Origin of the sequence: Roseateles paludis (assembly GCF_039872745.1) — a bacterium.
Lineage (GTDB): Bacteria > Pseudomonadota > Gammaproteobacteria > Burkholderiales > Burkholderiaceae_C > Pelomonas > Pelomonas paludis.
Genome location: NZ_JBDPZD010000002.1, coordinates 1,090,155 through 1,105,190 on the forward strand (window position 1 = coordinate 1,090,155; position 15,036 = coordinate 1,105,190).

The 15,036-nt window shown below is 68.9% G+C and carries 8 protein-coding genes; all 8 read left to right on the forward strand.

Translation table 11 applies throughout. From position 1 onward, the window contains the following. Position 1: 1 nt before the first annotated feature. Genes ABDJ85_RS10880 through ABDJ85_RS10915 form a run of 8 tightly spaced genes read left to right on the forward strand, consistent with a single transcriptional unit; the run spans position 2 to position 15,031 of the window. Positions 2-1,936, forward strand: a complete 1,935-nt coding sequence (locus tag ABDJ85_RS10880) for a glycoside hydrolase family 97 protein (protein ID WP_347704779.1) — start codon at positions 2-4, stop codon at positions 1,934-1,936. Between the two features lie 17 nt (positions 1,937-1,953). After that, a complete protein-coding gene (locus tag ABDJ85_RS10885) occupies positions 1,954-3,018 on the forward strand; it encodes a LysR family transcriptional regulator (protein WP_347704780.1) in 1,065 nt (354 codons plus the stop codon). A gap of 38 nt (positions 3,019-3,056) precedes the next feature. Then, positions 3,057-4,811 (forward strand): IlvD/Edd family dehydratase, encoded by a 1,755-nt coding sequence (locus tag ABDJ85_RS10890; RefSeq protein ID WP_347704781.1) that lies wholly within the window; start codon positions 3,057-3,059, stop codon positions 4,809-4,811. Positions 4,812-4,820: 9 nt separating this feature from the next. Then, positions 4,821-6,407 (forward strand): aldehyde dehydrogenase (NADP(+)), encoded by a 1,587-nt coding sequence (locus tag ABDJ85_RS10895; RefSeq protein WP_347704782.1) that lies wholly within the window; start codon positions 4,821-4,823, stop codon positions 6,405-6,407. 45 nt (positions 6,408-6,452) lie between these two features. Next, the gene (locus tag ABDJ85_RS10900; RefSeq protein ID WP_347704783.1) at positions 6,453-8,000 is read left to right on the forward strand and encodes an alpha-N-arabinofuranosidase; all 1,548 of its coding nucleotides are present in this window, start codon (positions 6,453-6,455) and stop codon (positions 7,998-8,000) included. 40 nt (positions 8,001-8,040) lie between these two features. Continuing rightward, positions 8,041-9,672 (forward strand): alpha-L-fucosidase, encoded by a 1,632-nt coding sequence (locus tag ABDJ85_RS10905; RefSeq protein WP_347704784.1) that lies wholly within the window; start codon positions 8,041-8,043, stop codon positions 9,670-9,672. A 5-nt stretch (positions 9,673-9,677) separates the two neighbouring features. Continuing rightward, positions 9,678-12,095, forward strand: a complete 2,418-nt coding sequence (locus ABDJ85_RS10910) for a beta-L-arabinofuranosidase domain-containing protein (RefSeq protein ID WP_347704785.1) — start codon at positions 9,678-9,680, stop codon at positions 12,093-12,095. Continuing rightward, a complete protein-coding gene (locus ABDJ85_RS10915; protein ID WP_347704786.1) occupies positions 12,092-15,031 on the forward strand; it encodes a TIM-barrel domain-containing protein in 2,940 nt (979 codons plus the stop codon). Before ABDJ85_RS10910 ends, ABDJ85_RS10915 begins: the two co-directional genes overlap by 4 nt. The last annotated feature ends 5 nt before the right edge of the window (positions 15,032-15,036 follow it).

Genomic DNA, 15,036 nt, shown 5'->3' on the forward strand with positions numbered 1-15,036 from the left:
TGTGACGCTGCTTCGTCCCTCCGCCCGCCTGCTGCGCACCGCGCTGGCCGGCATGGCTGCCGCCCTGCCGTTGCTGGCGCAAGCCCTGGTCAGCCCGGACGGCCGCATCCAGGTGGACGTCCGCCTCGATGCCCAGCAGCGCCTCGTCTACAGCGTGCAGCAAGCGGGCAAGCCGGTGCTGCTGCCCTCGCGCCTGGGCCTGCAACTGGCGGACGCCGACCTCAGCAACAACCTGCGCCTCGTCAAAACCAGCCCGCCGCGCCGCCACCAGGAGCGCTACCAGTTGCCCGCCGGAAAGCGCCAACAGGTGAGCTATGTGGCCAATGAGCAGCGCTTCGAGCTGGAAAACCCCGGCGGCCAGCGCCTGCTGCTGGATGTGCGCGTCTCCAACGACGGCCTGGCCCTGCGCTACACCGCCCCGGGCGAGGCCGGCGAGAAGCGCCGCTTCGTGGCCGAGACCACCTGCCTGCAGTTCGCCCCTGAGGCCCGCGCCTGGCTGCAACCGATGTCGGTGGCGGGCACGGGCTGGAAGGGCACCAATCCCTCCTACGAAGAGCACTACCAAACCGACATCCCCGTCGGCACGCCCTCGCCCTCACCGGCGGGCTGGGTGTTTCCGGCCCTGTTCCGGACCGGCCCCACCTGGGTCGCGCTGACCGAAGCGGGCATGGACGGCAGCTTCCACGCCTCGCGCCTGCAAGCCGACTCCTCAGGCGGCAACTACTGCCTGGGCCTGCCCATGGCGCGCGAGGTCTTCACCGGCGGCCACCTGCTGGCCGAGGCCGATGGCACCCTCGTCAGCCCATGGCGCGTGATTGCGCTGGGCACGCTGGCCACCCTCGTCGAATCGACCCTGGGCACCGACCTGGCGCCGCCCGCTCTACCGGCCACCGCCCGCTTCGAGCCCGGCGCCGCCGCCTGGAGCTGGGCCCTGCTCAAGGACGAGGCCACGGTCTTTGACGTGCAAAAGCGCTTCATCGACTACGCGGCCGACATGCGCTGGCCCTACCTGCTGATCGACGCCGAGTGGGACACCCGCATCGGCGACGCCAAGCTCAAGGAGCTGGTGGACTATGCGCGCCGCAAGGGCATCGGCATCCACGTTTGGTACAACTCCTCGGGCGACTGGAACGAGTCCCCGCAAACGCCCAAGAGCGCCCTGCTCACCCCCGAGGCCCGCAAGCGCGAATTCAGCCGCCTGGCCGAGATGGGCGTCAAGGGCGTCAAGATCGACTTCTTCGGCGGCGACGGCGCCAGCATGCAGGCCTATTACCTGGACCTGCTGCGCGACACGCTCGCAGCCGGCTTGATGGTCAACTTCCATGGCGCCACGCTGCCGCGCGGCTGGGCCCGCACCTTCCCCAACTTCATGACCGCCGAGGCCATCAAGGGCTTCGAGTTTGTCACCTTCGGTCAGGCCGACCAGGACAAGGTGCCAGGGCATGCGGCCATGCTGCCCTTCACGCGCAATCTCTTCGACCCCATGGACTTCACGCCCATGGTGTTTGGCGACATCCCCAACATCCAGCGCCGCACGCGCAATGGCTTCGAGCTGGCGCAGGCCGTGCTCTTCCTGTCGGGCATCCAGCACTTTGCCGAGATCCCCGAGGGCATGGCGACCGTGCCGGCCGAGGTCAAGAATTTGCTGCGCCAGCTGCCCCGGCGCTGGGACGAGACCCGCTTCATCGACGGCGAGCCCGGCAAGTTCGCCGTCATCGCGCGTCGGGCTGGCAAGACATGGTGGGTGGCCGGCTTCAATGCCGATGACAGCGCCCGCGAGTTGCTGCTCGACGCGCCCTTCCTGCGCCAACGCGCCGGACAGCTCTACACCGATGGCGAGGGCCCGCGCGACTTCCGCATCGAGCCCCTGCCCAAATCCGCCAGCACGCGGCTGACCCTCCAGCCGCAGGGCGGCTTCATCGCTCGCTTCCCATGACTTACCGGGACACCACCATGCCCAGCGCCGACCTTGAAGACGACGCCCTGCCGCTCACCGACACCACGCCGAACCCCAACTGGTTCCTGCGTGCGCGACTGAAGACGCGGCAGCTTCTCCTCATCATCGCCATCGACGACGAGCGCAACATCCACCGCGCCGCCGACGTGCTGTGCATGACCCAGCCCGCCGCGTCCAAACAGCTCAAGGACCTGGAGGACATGCTGGAAGTGCGGCTCTTTGACCGCCACGCCCGCGGCATGGTGCCCACGCTCTACGGCGAGACCATGATCCGCCACGCACGCATGGCCCTGTCCAGCCTCGCGGCCGCGCATGACGACATCGTGGCGCTCAAGCACGGCATCAGTGGCCGCGTCGAGGTGGGCGCCATCATGACGCCCGCCGTCAGCCTGCTACCCCAGGCCATCGCGCAGACCAAGGAAGAGTCACCCCAGCTGCGCATCGGCATCATGACGGACAGCAGCAAAGCCCTGCTCGACGGCCTGCGCCGCGGCGTGCTGGACTTCGTCATCGGCCGCCTGCTCGACGCCGAGGACGGCTCCGACCTGCGCTACGAATCCATCACCAGTGCGCCCGTGCCCGTGTGCGCGGTTGCTCGCATGGGCCACCCCCTCTTGAAGGCCGACCTTGTGCAGTTGGCTGACCTCGCTCGCTTTCCATGGGTGTTGCCGACACCGGGCAACCTCTTGCGTCACCGCTGGGAGCAAATGTTCCAGCATGCCGGCCTCGAGCTGCCCGTCAGCCTTGCCGAGACAAACCTGCAAGTGCTCGTGCGCGTGCTGCTGATGCAGACCGACGCGCTGCACGTGATGCCGCTGGAAGTGGCGCAATCCTTCGTCAGCACCTCCGGCTTGGCAGTGCTGCCTATGCGCCTGCCCTGCCACATGGATGCCTTCGGCCTCATCACCCGCTCCGGCCATCTACTTTCTCCCGGCGCGCGCCGTCTGTTGCACCATGTGCGCACGCTGGCGGCCGAGATCTACGCCGAGCCTGCGGCCATCACCGAAGCCGCCGCCAGCGTTCACAACGGCTCGACCGCCTTGCCGCTGGCCAGCCACTAGCCTGGCCACACTGATTCCTCTTCAGACCCTCTCCCGCCATGACAACCGACGACAAGAAAAGCCGCGTCAAGCTGCGCTCCGCCGAATGGTTCGGCACCCAGGACAAGAACGGTTTCATGTACCGCTCCTGGATGAAGAACCAGGGCATCCCCGATCATGAGTTCCAGGGCAAGCCCATCATCGGCATCTGCAACACCTGGAGCGAGCTGACGCCCTGCAACGCCCACTTCCGCAAGCTCGCCGAGCACGTCAAAAAGGGCATCCTCGAAGCCGGCGGCTGGCCCGTCGAGTTCCCGGTGTTCTCCAACGGCGAGTCCAACCTGCGCCCCACCGCCATGCTCACGCGCAACCTCGCCAGCATGGACGTGGAGGAGAGCATCCGAGGCAACCCCATCGACGCCGTCGTGCTGCTGGTGGGCTGCGACAAGACCACCCCGGCCCTCTTGATGGGCGCCGCCAGCTGCGACGTGCCTGCGCTGTGCGTGACCGGCGGCCCCATGCTCAATGGCAAGCTCGGTGGCAAGGACATCGGCTCCGGCACCGCCGTGTGGCAGCTGCACGAGCAGGTCAAGGCAGGCCAGATCACCATGCACGACTTCCTGGCCGCCGAGGCGGGCCACTCGCGCTCGGCCGGCTCCTGCAACACCATGGGCACTGCCTCCACCATGGCCTGCATGGCCGAGGCGCTCGGCGTCTCGCTGCCGCACAACGCCGCCATCCCGGCCGTGGACGCGCGCCGCTATGTGCTGGCCCACCTCTCCGGCATGCGCATCGTCGAGATGGTGTGGGAAGACCTGCGCCTCTCGAAGGTGCTGACCAAGCAGGCCTTCGAGAATGCCATCCGCGTCAACGCCGCCATCGGCGGCTCCACCAACGCCGTCATCCACTACAAGGCCATTGCCGGCCGCATCGGCGTGGACCTGGCCTTGGAAGACTGGAGCCGCATGGGCAAGGGCACGCCCACCCTGGTGGACCTCAAGCCCTCGGGCCGCTTCCTGATGGAAGAGTTCTATTACGCCGGCGGCCTGCCCGCCGTCATCCGCCGCCTGGGCGACGCCGGCCTGCTGCCCCACCCCGAGGCCCTCACCGTCAACGGCAAGAGCCTGTGGGACAACTGCAAGGACGCCCCGGTCTACAACGACGAGGTCATCCGCCCGCTGGACAAGCCTCTGATCGCCGACGGTGGCATCTGCATCCTGCGCGGCAACCTCGCGCCGCGCGGCGCCGTGCTCAAGCCCTCGGCCGCTACGCCAGAGCTGATGCAGCACCGGGGTCGGGCCGTGGTGTTCGAGAACTTCGAGGACTACAAGGCCCGCATCAACGACCCGGCGCTCGAAGTGGACGCCAGCTCCATCCTCGTGATGAAGAACTGCGGCCCCAAGGGCTACCCCGGCATGGCCGAGGTCGGCAACATGGGCCTGCCGCCAAAGCTGCTGGCTGCGGGCGTGACCGACATGGTCCGCATCTCCGATGCGCGCATGAGCGGCACCGCCTACGGCACCGTCGTGCTGCACGTGGCGCCTGAAGCCCGCGCGGGCGGCCCGCTGGCCATCGTCCGCGAGGGCGACTGGATCGAGCTCGACTGCGCCGCTGGCCGCCTGCACCTTGACGTGCCCGAGGCCGAGATCGCCACCCGCCTGGCGGCATGGCAATCCGCGCAGACCACCGACCCCGCCGACGCGAGCGGCTATCGTCGCCTCTACGTCGAACACGTGCTGCAGGCCGACGAGGGCTGCGACTTCGACTTCCTGCGCGGCTGCCGTGGTTCAGCCGTGCCCCGCCATTCACACTGATCACATCCCATGAGCTTCACCATCGACGGCAGTTCTCTCATCGGCGGCCAGCCGGTGCGCGGCGCAGGCAAGACCTTCCGCGCTTTCAACCCCAGCCAGAACCAGCCGCTGGACCCCGAGTTCTATGCGGTCTCGCCCGACCAGGTGCGTGCCGCGTGTGAACTCGCCGGCCAGGCCTTTGACACCTACCGCGCCACGTCGGACGCCCAGCGCGCCGACTTCCTCGACGGCATCGCCGCGCAGATCATGGCCATCGGCGATGCGCTGATCGAGCGCGCCATGGCCGAGACCGGCCTGCCCCGCGTGCGCCTCGAAGGCGAGCGCGGCCGCACCTGCAACCAGCTCAAGCTCTTTGCCACGCTGCTGCGTGAAGGCTCCTGGCAAGACCCGCGCATCGACACGCCCCTGCCCGAGCGCACCCCGCCGCGCCCCGAGCTGCGCCTGCGCTTCATCGGCCTGGGTCCGGTGGCCGTGTTCGGTGCCAGCAACTTCCCGCTCGCCTTCTCGGTGGCGGGGGGCGACACCGCCTCGGCACTGGCCGCCGGCTGCCCGGTCGTCGTCAAGGCGCACTCGGCCCACCCGGGCACGTCTGAGCTGGTCGGCCGCGCCGTGTGCGAAGCCGTGCGCCAGGCTGGCCTGCCGGCCGGCGTGTTTGCCGTGCTGGCCGGCAGCGGCCACGGCATTGGCGAGACCCTCGTCACCCACCCGGCCATCCAGGCCGTGGGCTTCACGGGCTCGCGTGGCGGCGGCACGGCCTTGATGGCCGCCTGCGCTGCACGGCCCCAGCCCATCCCGGTCTACGCCGAGATGAGCAGCATCAACCCCGTGGTCCTGCTGCCCGGCGCGCTCAAGGCCCGCGGTGCCGACATCGCCACCGGCTTTGCTGGCTCGCTCACCATGGGCGTCGGCCAGTTCTGCACCAACCCCGGCCTGGTGCTGGGCCTCGCCGGCCCCGAGCTGGACGCCTTTGCCACCGCTGCTGCTGCGGCACTGGCCCCGCTGCCCGCCGGCACCATGCTGACCCCCGGCATTGCCAGCGCCTACCAGCGCGGCGAGGCGGCCCTGGCCGGCAATGCATCCGTCACCACGCTGCAGCGCGGCAGCTCCAGCGGCTGCCAAGGCGCGCCCGCCCTGTACCGCACCACGGGCTCGGCCTTCCAGGTCGACCACAGCCTGCGTGACGAGGTCTTTGGCCCGGCCTCGCTCGTCGTGGCCTGCCAGAGCCTGGACGAGCTGCTGGCCGTGCTCGAAGGCCTCGAAGGCCAGCTCACCGCCACGCTGCAACTGCAGGCCGACGACGAGGCCGACCTGGCCCTCGCGCGCCGCCTGCTGCCCGTGCTGGAGCGCAAGGTGGGCCGCATCCTGGCCAATGGCTTCCCGACGGGTGTCGAGGTGTCCACCGCCATGGTCCACGGCGGCCCCTTCCCGGCCACGTCGGACGGCCGCAGCAGCTCGGTCGGCACGGCCGCCATCCAGCGCTTCCTGCGCCCGGTCAGCTACCAGAACCTGCCCCAGGCCCTGCTGCCCGCCGTGCTGCAGGACCCCAACACGCGCGGCGTCTGGCGTCGTCGCGACGGCGTGCTGACCCAAGACTGATTTCCCGTCCGTCGCCTCCCAAAAAAATCCCTCCGGAGACAACCCATGTTGAAGAAGCGTCTTTGCGCCCTGGCGGCGCTGCTCAGCCTCAGCGCGGCCACCCTGGCCGCCGAGGTCAAGCTCGTCGTCAAGGCCGACCAGGCCGGCCCCGTCATCCACCGCAACATCTATGGCCAGTTTGCCGAGCACCTCGGCACCGGCATCTATGAAGGCATGTGGGTGGGCCCCGAGTCCAAGATCCCCAATGTGCGCGGCTGGCGCAAAGACGTGATCGGGGCGCTCAAGGCCCTGCATGTGCCCCTGGTGCGCTGGCCCGGCGGCTGCTTTGCCGACGAGTACCACTGGCGTGAAGGCATCGGCCCGCGCAACAAGCGCCCGGTCAAGGTCAACACCAACTGGGGCGGCGTGGCAGAGAACAACGCCGTCGGCACGCACGAGTTCTTCGACCTGGCCGAGCAGCTCGGCGCCGAGGCCTATGTGAACGGCAACCTCGGCACCGGCAGCCCGCAAGAGATGGCCGAGTGGCTGGAGTACATGACCGCCGAAGGCGACTCCACGCTCGCCCAGCTGCGCCGCAAGAACGGCCGCGACAAGCCCTTCCGCGTGCACTACTTTGCCGTGGGCAACGAGGCCTGGGGCTGCGGCGGCAATATGCGCCCGGACTACTACGTGGACCTCTACCGCCAGGCCGCCACCTTCTTCAAGACCCCGCCGAACAACCGCCCGATCTTCATCGCCAGCGGCGGCACCGGCCACCAGATCGAGTGGACCGAAGCCATCGCCAAGCGCGCCAAGGGCGTGCCGGTGGACGCCATCTCGCACCACGCCTACACCCTGCCCACCAGCGACTGGGCCAAGAAGGGCCAGGCGGTGAACTTCCCGGAGTCCGAGTGGGTGTCCACGCTGGCCAACGCGCAGCAAATCGACGCCATGATCCGCGAGAACGTGGCCGTGCTCGACAAGCTCGACCCCTCGAAGAAGATTGGCTTCTACTTCGACGAGTGGGGCAGCTGGTATGACCCCGAGCCCGGCTCCAACCCTGGCTTCCTGGTCCAGCGCAACACCCTGCGTGACGCCCTGCTCTCGGCCCTGCACTTCAACGTCTTCCACGAGCACGCCGAGCGCGTGAAGATGACCAACATCGCCCAGATGGTCAATGTGCTGCAGGCCATGATCCTGACGACCAAGGACAAGATGGTGCTCACGCCCACGTACCACGCGTTTGCGATGTACGTGCCCTTCCAGGACGCCACCTCGCTGCCCGCCACGCTCGAAGGCAACCCGGTCTACAAAGTCGACAAGTTCGAGATGCCCACCGTCAGCGCCACCGCTGCGCGCGGCAAGGACGGCAAGCTCTACCTCGGCCTCGTCAACGCCCACGCCCACGACGCGCAAAGCCTGACCGTCGACATTGGCAAGCCCGTGCAAGCTGCCCGTGGCCAGCTGCTGACCGCCGACAAGATGGACGCGCAGAACGAGCTGGGCAAGCCCGCGCAAGTGGTGCCCAAGGCCTTCGAGGCCAAGGCCAGCAATGGCCAGCTCAAGCTGACGCTGCCGGCCAAGTCGGTGCTGGTCGTCGCGCTGGAGCCCTGAGCCCGTGCAGGCGCCGATCCATCGACGCGCGTTGCTCGCCATGGCCGGCGCCTTGGGCGCCGGCCCGGCGCTGGCGCAGTCGGAGGCCCAGCGCCTGGCGGCCGCCACGGCCGCCGCTGCGGCGGCGCCCGACGAGCCGCTGCAGCCCGGGCCCTTCCAAGCCTCCTGGGAGTCGCTCGGCAAGTACCAGACGCCCGACTGGTTCCGCGATGCCAAGTTCGGCATCTGGGCCCATTGGGGCCCGCAGTGCGAGCCCGAGGTGGGCGACTGGTACGCCCGCGAGATGTACCTGGAAGGCCATGGGCGCTATCAGCACCACACGGCCACCTACGGCCACCCCAGCCAGTTCGGCTTCAAGGACGTCATCCGCCGCTGGAAGGCCGAGCACTGGCAGCCCGACGAGCTGGTGGCGCTCTACAAGCAGGCCGGGGCGCGCTACTTCATGGCGATGGCCAATCACCATGACAACTTCGACCTCTTTGCCAGCCGCCACCAGCCCTGGAACGCGACGCTGATCGGCCCGCAGCGCGACCTGATCGGTGGCTGGGCCGCCGCTGCGCGTGCGCAAGGCCTGCCCTTTGGCGTGAGCGTGCACGCTGCCCATGCCTGGACCTGGTACGAGCCCGCCCAAGGCGCCGACCGCGAAGGCCCGCTGGCCGGCAAGCCCTATGACGGCGCGCTGCGCCTGGAAGACGGCAAGGGCCAGTGGTGGGAGGGCCTCGACCCGCAAGACCTCTACGCGCAGAACCACGCGCGCAGCGCCAACGCCGACAACCGCAATGCCATCCATGGGCAGTGGAACTGGGGCAATGGCGCCTCGATCCCCACGGACGCCTACTGCCGCAAGTTCCTGAACCGCACGGTCGAGCTGCTCAGCCGCTACCGGCCCGAGCTCGTCTATTTCGACGACACCGCCCTGCCGTTGTGGCCCATCAGCGATGCCGGACTCAAGATCGCCGCGCACCTCTACAACCTGCACACCAACGACCGCAACGCCACGCAGGCGGTGCTGTTCGGCAAGATCCTCGACGAGCAGCAACGGCGCTGCATGGTCTGGGACATCGAGCGCGGCCAGAGCAATGCCATCGAGCCCCTGCCCTGGCAGACCGACACCTGCCTGGGTGGCTGGCACTACGACGGCCGCCTGCTGCGCGAGCACCAGTACAAGTCCGCCGCCACCGTGGTGCACATGCTGATCGACATCGTCAGCAAGAACGGCAACCTGCTGCTCAACGTGCCGGTGGACCGCACCGGCCGCATCGACGCTGACGAGCGCCGCGTCGTCGGCGAGATCGGCGCCTGGATGCGCGTCAACGGCGAGAGCATCTACGGCACCCGGCCCTGGACGCGCTTTGGCGAAGGCCCTTCGCTGGCCGAGTCCGCGCCGCTGCAAGGCCAGGGCTTCAACGAGGGCAAAGGCAAGCCGCTGGGCGCCCAAGACCTGCGCTTCACCGCCAAGGGCGAGGTGCTCTACGCCAGCGTCTTCGGCCTGCCGGCCGACCGCCGCGTGCGCATCACCAGCCTGGCGCGCAAGGCGCACCGCGAAGTTCGCCGCGTTGACCTTCTCGGCGGCGCGCAAGCGCTCAGCTTCAAGCAGGACGGCGACGCCCTCGTCGTGCAACTCCCCGAAGGCCTGGCCCCCAGCCCGGCCTATGTGCTGAAGATCGTTTGAGCCTCATGCCCACTTCTCGCGTGTTCAAGGCCCTGCTGTCGGCCGTTCTCGCCAGCGCAGGCCTGCTGGCCTGGGCCGGCCCCACCGCCGTGCCGCTGGACCGCGTGCGCTTGCTCTACGGGCCCTTCTACGACGCGCAGCAGACCGACCTGCGCTACCTGATGGCGCTCGACCCCGAGCGCCTGCTGGCGCCCTTCAAGCGCGAGGCCGGGCTGCCGGTCACGACCCCGTCCTACGGCAACTGGGAGTCCAGCGGCCTCGACGGCCACATGGGCGGCCACTACCTGTCGGCCCTGGCGCTGATGTGGGCCTCCACCGGCAATGCCGACGTGAAGGCCCGGCTCGACCATGTGGTGGCCGAGCTCAAGCGCTGCCAGGACCAGATTGGCACCGGCTACCTCGGCGGCATCCCCAAGGGCGCCGAAGCCTGGAACGAGATTGCCGCCGGCAACCTCAAGGCCGACAACTTCGGCCTCAATGGCCGCTGGGTGCCTTGGTACAACCTGCACAAGCTCTACGCCGGCCTGCGCGATGCCTGGCGCTATGCCGGCAATGCCGAGGCCAAGGGCATGCTCGTGAGGCTCTCGGACTGGGCCGAGCGCCTGACCGCGCCGCTCACCGACGCGCAGATGCAGGACATGCTGCGCGCCGAGCACGGCGGCATGAACGAGGTCTTTGCCGATGTGGCCGAGATCACCGGCGACAAGCGCTACCTGGCCCTGGCCCAGCGCTTCTCGCACCGCGCGGTGCTACAGCCGCTGGCCGAGCAGCGCGACCAGCTCACCGGCCTGCACGCCAACACCCAGATCCCCAAGGTCATCGGCTACGGCCGCATGGCCGAGCTGAACCATGAGACGGAGGGCCGCCGCGCCGCCGAGTTCTTCTGGCACACCGTGGTCGACAAGCGCAGCGTCGCCATCGGCGGCAACAGCGTGCGCGAGCACTTCCACCCCGCCGACGACTTCAAGCCCATGGTCGACGACGTGGAAGGCCCCGAGACCTGCAACAGCTACAACATGCTGCGGCTCACCGCGCTGCTGCACCGCACGGCGGATGGCAGCGCCGAGCTGGGCCGGTACGCCGACTACTACGAGCGCACCCTCTACAACCACATCCTCGCCTCGCAGCACCCCGAGGGCGGCTTCGTCTACTTCACGCCGATGCGGCCCCAGCACTACCGCGTCTACTCGCAGGTGGACCAAGGCATGTGGTGCTGCGTGGGCTCTGGCATCGAGAGCCACGCGCGGCACAGCGAGTTCATCTACTCGCAGGACGGCGCCGACAAGCTCTACGTCAACCTCTTCGTCGCCTCCAGCCTGGACTGGCGCGAGCGCGGCCTGCGCCTGACGCAGTCCACCAACTTCCCCGACGAAGCGCGCACCCAGCTCAAGATCGAGCAAGGCGGCGGACACTTCACCCTCGCACTGCGCTACCCGGGCTGGGTGGCAGCCGGCGCCTTGCGCGTCAGCGTCAACGGCAAGCCGGTCACCACCCGGGCCAAGCCAGGCGACTACGTCGAGATCACGCGCGACTGGCAGGCTGGCGACCGCATCGCCCTGCAGTTGCCCATGCGCACCCATGTCGAGCCCATGCCGGCCCTGCCGCGCTACGTGGCTGTGCTGCACGGCCCCATCGTGCTGGCCGCCAAGACCGACCCGCGCCCCGGCGAAGCCCTCAACTTCAAGGCCGACGACTCGCGCATGGGCCATGCGCCGCACGGCCCCACCTGCCCGCAGGAAGCCGCGCCCATCTTCGTGGGCGAGCAGCGCGACATCGCCAGCCGCCTGCGGCCGGTGCCGGGGCAGCCGCTCAACTTCACGGCCAGTGGCCTGGTGCGCGCCGACGGCAGCCGGGGCAGCCTGCAGCTGATGCCCTTCTTCCGGCTGCACGACTCGCGCTACATGCTCTATTGGCCCCAGGCCACGCAGAGCCAATACCAGGCCCTGCGCGTGCAGGTGGCGCAGGCCGAGGCCGCACGCCGCGCGCTCGATGCCATCACCGTGGACCAGGTCGCCCCGGGCGAGCAACAGCCCGAGGTCGAACACGCCATGACCGGCGACGGCACCGAAGCCGGCATCGCCGTTGAAGGCCGCTGGCGCCATGCGCGCCAGTGGTTCAGCTACGAGCTGCGTGACCTTGAATCCCGTGGGCGCTGGTTGCGCCTGTGGTTTGCTCCTCGCGACGCGGGCCGCCGCTTCGACGTCGTTCTCAATGACCGTGTGCTGGCCAGTCTGACGCTGGAAAAGCGCCCGCCCACAGAGGGCCTGCTGTACAGCCTGGACCTGCCCCTGCCCGCTGACCTGCCGCGCGATGCTTCGGGCAAGCTGCGCGTCAAGTTTGTCGCGCAGCCCGGCTCCATGGCCGGTGGGCTCTATGGTCTGCGCTTGCTCAGCAGCCTCCCTGCTCCGACTGCCGCCCCATGAGCTTCCTGCGTTTCCGACTCCGCCCCCTGCTGGTGGCTGCCCTGCTGGGCAGCGCCTTCGTTGCCCATGCGGCAAACCCCAGCGGCCTCGACGCCATCGGCCAGGCCACGCGCCTGCCGCTGGCGCCGGCGTCGTCGGCCCAGGGCCTCGCCTGGACGCGGCTCGAAGCCGGCGTGCAGCTGCAACTCGGCACGCTCACGCGCAACGTGCTCTTCTACGGCCCGCAGACGGTGCGCGTCACCACCCACCTGGGCCAGAGCCACGCCACGCAGCCCAGTCTCGTGGTCGTGCAAAAGCCGGTGGCCGAGACCTTCAGCGTCAGCGAGACCGACACCACGCTCACGCTGCAAAACAGCCAGTTGCGCGTGCTGGTCGACAAGCGCACAGCGGCGCTCAGCTTCCAGCGCCTGGACGGCAGCCCGCTCACGCGCGAAAGCGCGCCAGCGGCGCTGGAGCCCTCGTCCTTCGACGGCAGCCCTACCTACCAGATGACCCAGGGCTTCCAGCTCGCGCCGGACGAGTCCCTCTACGGCCTGGGTCAGTACAACGAGCCCTACTGGAACTACCGTGGCCGCGACGTGCTGATGGTGCAAACCAATATCGGCATCGTGCTGCCCTTCTTGCTGTCCAGCCAGCGCTACGGCCTGCTGTGGGACGTCTACTCCAAGATGCGCTTCACCGACGACGCGCAAGGCGCCCGCTTCTGGGCCGACAGCGCGCCCGCCGGGGCTGACTACTACCTGGTCTCAGGGCAGGACATGGATGGTGTGATGCGTGGCCTGCGCACGCTCACCGGCGCCGCCACCATGCTGCCGAAGAGCGCCCTCGGCCTCTTCATGAGCAAGGAGCGCTACGAGACCCAGCAGCAGGTGCTCGACGTCGTCAAACGCTTCCGCGCCGACCGCTTCCCGCTCGACAACATCGTGCAGGACTGGCAGTACTGGGGCGGCGCCGCCGACGGCACCTGGAGCGGCATGATCTGGGACCACTCGCGCTACCCCGACCCGCGCGCCATGATCGACACCCTGCACCGGGACCTGCACACCCAGTTCATGATTTCGATCTGGCCCTCGGTCGGCAACAAGACCGAGCTGGCCCGCGAGCTGGACGCGAACGGCCTGCGCTTCGGGCCCATGGAAGGCGTGGCCAGCCAGGCGCAGATCTACGACGCCTTCAGCGCCAAGGGCCGCGAGATCTACTTCCGCCACCTCAAGAAGGGCCTGCTCGACGTTGGCGTCGATGCGCTCTGGATGGACGGCACCGAGGTCGAGGTCAGCGGCGCCGCGCACGACCCCGGCACCGTGGAGCGCGACATCAAGGCCATGCGCCGCAACGCCATGGGCGACTTCTCGCGCTACCTCAACGTCTACAGCCTGCTCACCACCTGCGGCGTCTACGACGGCCAGCGCGCCCTGCCCGCCCCGCGCGGCAACAAGCGCGTGATGACGCTCACCCGCTCAGCCTGGGCCGGCCAGCAGCGTTGCGGCGCCTTTGCCTGGTCGGGCGACACACGTGCCAGCTGGGCCACCTTCCGCGCCCAGATCTCGGGCGGCCTGAACGTCGGCATGGGCGGCCAGCCCTACTGGACGCAGGACACCGGCGGCTTCTTCGTCAGCCACCAAGGCGGCGAGCGCAACCCCGCGTACCGCGAGCTGTTTGCTCGCTGGCACCAGTTCGGCATCTTCAACCCGGTCTACCGCATCCACGGCACCGACGTGGTCCGCGAGCCCTACCACTTCAAGACTTCAGACCCCACCTTCTACAACTCGCTGCGCAGCGCCGCCGAGCTGCGCTACCGCCTGCTGCCCTACCACTACGGCCTGGCCTGGCGCACGCACAGCGAAGGCTATGTGCCGATGCGCGGCCTGGTGATGGACTTCCCCGACGAGGCCGCGCTGCGCGACATCGACGAGGCCTTCATGTACGGCCCCGCCTTCCTCGTCCGGCCGGTGACGCGCTCCGTCAAGTACGCCGAGCTGCCGCGCGCCCGCACCATCCCCGCCACGGCCTTGCGCACACCCGACGGCCAGCCCGGCCTTGCGGTCACCTACTACCAGGGCACCAACTTCGAGAAGCAAGCCGGCCAGGCCGTCTCCACCACGGTGGACCACAACTGGCCCGAGCCGCCGCTGAGCAGCTTCCCGCCCGGCCTGACCAGCATCAACAACTTCTCGGCCCGCTGGCAAGGCCAGCTGATCGCGCCTGAGTCGGGCGAGTACGAGATCGGCCTGGAGGGCGACGACGGCTTCCGCCTCTGGCTCGACGACAAGCTATTGATCGAGGACTGGAAGAACGGCGCCACCCGCCGCGAGAGCGTCAAGGTCGCGCTGCAGAAGGACCAGCCGGTGCGCGTGCGCATCGAGTTCTACCAAGGCGGTGGCGAGCGCAACTTGCGCCTCTCATGGCGCACGCCCACCCAGCTCAAGGCCCTGGCCGAAGAGCAGGCCAATGTGGACCCGCGCATCGCCACACGCCTGCCCTCGGGCAGCGACTGGTTCGACTTCTGGACCGGCCAGCGCCATGCCGGCGGCAGCACCGTGCAAGAGGAATACGCGCTCGACCGCTTCCCGCTCTTCGTGCGCGCCGGCAGCATCGTGCCCATGGGCCCGGTGCTCCAGTACGTGAACGAGCAGCCCAATGCACCGCTCGAGATCCGCATCTACCCCGGGCGCGACGCCAGCTTCACGCTCTATGAAGACGATGGCGACACCTATGCCTACGAGCGAGGTCAGCGCGCCACCGTGCAGCTGCGTTGGAACGACGCCAAGCGCCAGCTGCAAGTGGCAGCACGTGAAGGCAACTTCCCCGGCCTCGTCAAGCAACGCCAGCTCCAGGTTCGCCTGATGGCTGGCCCCAGCACCAACACCGCCACCAAACCCGCGCCCTCGCGCAACGTGACGTATCGGGGCCAAGCCCTGACACTGCAGTTCCCTTAAAGACC

Excerpts from the sequence above, each read along its gene's own strand:
- ABDJ85_RS10885 (WP_347704780.1), top strand. The coding sequence starts at position 1,954 with ATGCCCAGCGCCGACCTTGAAGACGACGCCCTGCCGCTCACCGACACC.
- ABDJ85_RS10890 (WP_347704781.1), top strand. The coding sequence starts at position 3,057 with ATGACAACCGACGACAAGAAAAGCCGCGTCAAGCTGCGCTCCGCCGAA.
- ABDJ85_RS10895 (WP_347704782.1), top strand. The coding sequence starts at position 4,821 with ATGAGCTTCACCATCGACGGCAGTTCTCTCATCGGCGGCCAGCCGGTG.
- ABDJ85_RS10900 (WP_347704783.1), top strand. The coding sequence starts at position 6,453 with ATGTTGAAGAAGCGTCTTTGCGCCCTGGCGGCGCTGCTCAGCCTCAGC.
- ABDJ85_RS10905 (WP_347704784.1), top strand. The coding sequence starts at position 8,041 with ATGGCCGGCGCCTTGGGCGCCGGCCCGGCGCTGGCGCAGTCGGAGGCC.
- ABDJ85_RS10910 (WP_347704785.1), top strand. The coding sequence starts at position 9,678 with ATGCCCACTTCTCGCGTGTTCAAGGCCCTGCTGTCGGCCGTTCTCGCC.
- ABDJ85_RS10915 (WP_347704786.1), top strand. The coding sequence starts at position 12,092 with ATGAGCTTCCTGCGTTTCCGACTCCGCCCCCTGCTGGTGGCTGCCCTG.